The organism is Nesterenkonia sp. HG001, assembly GCF_034438835.1.
Taxonomy (GTDB): domain Bacteria; phylum Actinomycetota; class Actinomycetes; order Actinomycetales; family Micrococcaceae; genus Nesterenkonia; species Nesterenkonia xinjiangensis.
Map to the genome: position 1 here is coordinate 1 of NZ_JAOSZD010000019.1, position 5,574 is coordinate 5,574.

Genomic DNA, 5,574 nt, shown 5'->3' on the forward strand with positions numbered 1-5,574 from the left:
GGGGGGGGTAGGGCTTATTGGTCAGGGACCGCCTAGTGGACGCGAGCACGCTAGTGTTCTCAAAAGATTCTTGCAGAGCACCCATACCAGACACACGAAGCATGCGTATCAAGTATGTAGGTGGTGTAAGTGGTCGGCTTATTAGTACCGGTCAGCTTCACACGTCTTTAGTCCGTGCTTCCACATCCGGCCTATCAACCCAGTAGTCTAGCTGGGAGCCTTCACACCTCAAGGGTGATGGAGATCTTATCTTGAAGCCGGCTTCCCGCTTAGATGCTTTCAGCGGTTATCCATCCCGAACGTAGCTAATCAGCGGTGCACTTGGCAGTACAACTGACACACCAGAGGTTCGTCCGTCCCGGTCCTCTCGTACTAAGGACAGACCTTCTCAAATCTCCAACGCGCGCAGCGGATAGGGACCGAACTGTCTCACGACGTTCTAAACCCAGCTCGCGTACCGCTTTAATGGGCGAACAGCCCAACCCTTGGGACCAACTCCAGCCCCAGGATGCGACGAGCCGACATCGAGGTGCCAAACCATGCCGTCGATATGGACTCTTGGGCAGGATCAGCCTGTTATCCCCGAGGTACCTTTTATCCGTTGAGCGACGGCCCTTCCACACGGTGCCGCCGGATCACTAGTCCCAACTTTCGTTCCTGCTCGAGATGCCTCTCTCACAGTCAAGCTCCCTTGTGCACTTACACTCGACACCTGATTGCCAACCAGGCTGAGGGAACCTTTGGGCGCCTCCGTTACTCTTTGGGAGGCAACCGCCCCAGTTAAACTACCCACCAGGCACTGTCCCTGGACCCGATCAGGGCCCGAAGTTAGATGCCTAACAACACCAGAGTGGTATTTCAACGATGACTCCACGATCACTAGCGTGACCGCTTCACAGTCTCCCACCTATCCTACACAAGTGATGTCAAACACCAATACCAAGCTATAGTAAAGGTCTCGGGGTCTTTCCGTCCTGCTGCGCGTAACGAGCATCTTTACTCGTAATGCAATTTCGCCGAGTTCACGGTTGAGACAGCGGGGAAGTCGTTACTCCATTCGTGCAGGTCGGAACTTACCCGACAAGGAATTTCGCTACCTTAGGATGGTTATAGTTACCACCGCCGTTTACTGGGGCTTAAATTCTCCGCTTCGACCCCAAAGGGTCTAACAGGTCCTCTTAACCTTCCAGCACCGGGCAGGAGTCAGTCCGTATACATCGTCTTACGACTTCGCACGGACCTGTGTTTTTAGTAAACAGTCGCTTCCCCCTGGTCTCTGCGGCCCCAACCCGCCTCCCCGCAGCAAGTGCGGTTCACGAGTGAGGCCCCCCTTCTCCCGAAGTTACGGGGGCATTTTGCCGAGTTCCTTAACCGTGATTCTCTCGATCGCCTTGGTATTCTCTACCTGACCACCTGTGTCGGTTTGGGGTACGGGCGGCTAGAACCTCGCGTCGATGCTTTTCTCGGCAGCATAGGATCACCGGATCCCCACCCAAATGGTGGGGCCCATCAAATCTCACCCTTCACGGCCCCCGGATTTACCTAGGAACCAGGCTACATTCTTAGACCTAGACAACCATCGCTAGGCCCGGCTACCTTCCTGCGTCACACCTGTTAATACGCTTGGCTCCCCAGTTCAGGTCCCACGCTCCCCATACACGCAGACTCAAAGAGCCTGTCCAGTATGGTTCGGGTGGTTAGTATCACCAGTTCACCATGGGCGGTTCTTCGCCGGTACGGGAATATCAACCCGTTGTCCATCGACTACGCCTGTCGGCCTCGCCTTAGGTCCCGACTAACCCAGGGCAGATTAGCTTGACCCTGGAACCCTTGGTCATTCGGCGGACACGTTTCTCACGTGTCTTTCGCTACTCATGCCTGCATTCTCACTCGAACACGCTCCACCACAGGCTTCCGCCGCAGCTTCACCGCTGTGTTCGACGCTCCCCTACCCAACCCTCACCACAAGGATGAGAATTGCCACGGTTTCGGCGGTGTGCTTGAGCCCCGCTACATTGTCGGCGCGGAATCACTTGACCAGTGAGCTATTACGCACTCTTTCAAGGATGGCTGCTTCTAAGCCAACCTCCTGGTTGTCTAAGCAACTCCACATCCTTTCCCACTTAGCACACGCTTAGGGGCCTTAACCGGTGGTCTGGGCTGTTTCCCTCTCGACCATGAAGCTTATCCCCCACAGTCTCACTGCTGCGCTCTCACTTACCGGTATTCGGAGTTTAGCTGACGTCAGTAACCTTGTAGGGCCCATCGGCCATCCAGTAGCTCTACCTCCGGCAAGAAACACGCAACGCTGCACCTAAATGCATTTCGGGGAGAACCAGCTATAACAGAGTTTGATTGGCCTTTCACCCCTACCCACAGCTCATCCCCCCAGTTTTCAACCTAGGTGGGTTCGGTCCTCCACGCGCTCTTACACGCGCTTCAACCTGGCCATGGGTAGATCACTCCGCTTCGGGTCTAGACCCAGCGACTCAAACGCCCTATTCAGACTCGCTTTCGCTACGGCTGCCCCACACGGGTTAACCTCGCCACTGAGCACTAACTCGCAGGCTCATTCTTCAAAAGGCACGCCAGCACACACCCAAAGGCATGCTTTGACGGCTTGTAGGCACATGGTTTCAGGTACTATTTCACTCCCCTCCCGGGGTACTTTTCACCATTCCCTCACGGTACTGATTCACTATCGGTCAGCAGGGAGTATTCAGGCTTACCAGGTGGTCCTGGCTGATTCACACAAGATTCCTCGAGCCTCGTGCTACTCGGGATACACTCACAGGCCGGCGGAACGCATTACGACTACGGGACTCACACCCTCTCCGGTCACGCACTCAACACGTGTTCGTCTATACGCCCGCACCTCAACCCCCAGGACTGGTAGACCCTGGACGGAATGTCCCACAACCCCGCGCACGCAACCCCTACCAGGTATCACACGCACACGGTTTAGCCCCATCCGCTTTCGCTCGCCACTACTCACGGAATCACTCTTGTTTTCTCTTCCTGTCGGTACTGAGATGTTTCACTTCCCGACGTTCCCTCCAACCGGTCTATACATTCAACCGGCGGTCACACACCATAACAGCATGCGGGGTTTCCCCATTCGGAAATCCTGGCTTCAACGCTCGGTTATCAGCTCCACCAGGCTTATCGCAGATTCCCACGTCCTTCATCGGCTCCTGCTGCCAAGGCATCCACCATGCGCCCTTTAACACTTACACCCACCAACACCCTACAAAAGGCATTGGCAGACAAAATACTCTACCAAGGACAACACAACAGGCCACCACTCACAACGAGCGATGACCATGCGATGCTTGACCACGTTTCACATTAAGAAACAAAGATGCTCGCGTCCACTATGCAGTTCCCAAACAACAAACCCCACCACCATCACCACACACCCGCAGAGCACAAGAGGCTCCGAAGAGCCCCTGTGACCACGTTGCGCATGCGGCTACCTGCAGCCAGGGCAACAGATCCAGAAACACCAGACCCCAACCGATCACCAACCAGCGACCGATCCGAGGGCCTGTTGTCCCAGGACCCAACAGTGTGCCAAGCACCATAACCACCAGAACCAGACCCGACGTTCCCACAACCACCCTCCCCCACACGGAGGAAAAGCTTCATGCGTACTTATCAGGACCAACACAGCGACCATGATGACTGAATGTTGATATTCCACCCTTGAGCAAACCACCAGCTGAACGAATGCCAGCATCAGATGGCGGACCCGAACTCGGGTCCAGCTCCTTAGAAAGGAGGTGATCCAGCCGCACCTTCCGGTACGGCTACCTTGTTACGACTTAGTCCCAATCGCCAGTCCCACCTTCGACCACTCCCCCCGGTAAACCGGTTGGGCCGTGGGCTTCGGGTGTTACCAACTTTCGTGACTTGACGGGCGGTGTGTACAAGGCCCGGGAACGTATTCACCGCAGCGTTGCTGATCTGCGATTACTAGCGACTCCAACTTCACGAAGTCGAGTTGCAGACTTCGATCCGAACTGAGACCGGCTTTTAGGGATTAGCTCCACCTCACAGTATCGCAACCCATTGTACCGGCCATTGTAGCATGCGTGAAGCCCAAGACATAAGGGGCATGATGATTTGACGTCGTCCCCACCTTCCTCCGAGTTGACCCCGGCAGTCTCCCATGAGTCCCCACCATTACGTGCTGGCAACATAGGATAGGGGTTGCGCTCGTTGCGGGACTTAACCCAACATCTCACGACACGAGCTGACGACAACCATGCACCACCTGTGAACCAGCCCCGAAGGGAAACTACATCTCTGCAGCGATCCGGTCCATGTCAAGCCTTGGTAAGGTTCTTCGCGTTGCATCGAATTAATCCGCATGCTCCGCCGCTTGTGCGGGCCCCCGTCAATTCCTTTGAGTTTTAGCCTTGCGGCCGTACTCCCCAGGCGGGGCACTTAATGCGTTAGCTACGGCGCGGAAAACGTGGAATGTCCCCCACACCTAGTGCCCAACGTTTACGGCATGGACTACCAGGGTATCTAATCCTGTTCGCTCCCCATGCTTTCGCTCCTCAGCGTCAGTAACAGCCCAGAGACCTGCCTTCGCCATCGGTGTTCCTCCTGATATCTGCGCATTTCACCGCTACACCAGGAATTCCAGTCTCCCCTACTGCACTCTAGCCTGCCCGTACCCACTGCACACCCGGGGTTAAGCCCCGGGCTTTCACAGCAGACGCGACAAGCCGCCTACGAGCTCTTTACGCCCAATAATTCCGGATAACGCTCGCGCCCTACGTATTACCGCGGCTGCTGGCACGTAGTTAGCCGGCGCTTCTTCTGCAGGTACCGTCACAATAAAGCTTCTTCCCTGCTGAAAGCGGTTTACAACCCGAAGGCCGTCATCCCGCACGCGGCGTCGCTGCATCAGGCTTGCGCCCATTGTGCAATATTCCCCACTGCTGCCTCCCGTAGGAGTCTGGGCCGTGTCTCAGTCCCAGTGTGGCCGGTCACCCTCTCAGGCCGGCTACCCGTCATCGCCACGGTGGGCTTCTACCCCACCGTCTAGCTGATAGGCCGCGAGTCCATCCAAGACCGATAAAATCTTTCCACCAGCACCCCATGCGGGGACTGGTCGCATCCGGTATTAGACCCAGTTTCCCAGGCTTATCCCAGAGTCAAGGGCAGGTTACTCACGTGATACTCACCCGTTCGCCACTAATCCACCCGTGCAAGCACGAGCTTCATCGTTCGACTTGCATGTGTTAAGCACGCCGCCAGCGTTCATCCTGAGCCAGGATCAAACTCTCCATCAAAAAATGAGAAGAAACCAGAACACACACCACACCAGTCCCCAAGACACTGATGGACGATCATGCCGGAAAAACACGATCACTACAGCATCCCTCACAGGAACCAGCCAGGCATGCGAACCAGATAAAACGATCCTTAGCTGATACGTGACACCACCACGGGGGTGGCAGTATCACGCCAACCAAATAATCAATACTTTGGTATCAACAAACTTGGCACACTATTGAGTTCTCAAACAACAGGCGCTCCCGGCACCACCGGAAGAAAACC

General features: G+C 55.7%; 2 rRNA genes. Both read right to left on the reverse strand.

Annotated features, from left to right (window positions below):
* Positions 1-121 precede the first annotated feature (121 nt).
* Positions 122-3,236: ribosomal RNA gene (locus ODE13_RS16800) — 23S ribosomal RNA — on the reverse strand.
* A gap of 539 nt (positions 3,237-3,775) precedes the next feature.
* Positions 3,776-5,306 (reverse strand): 16S ribosomal RNA (locus ODE13_RS16805).
* The 16S and 23S rRNA genes sit together here, the layout of an rRNA operon.
* Positions 5,307-5,574: the final 268 nt, after the last annotated feature.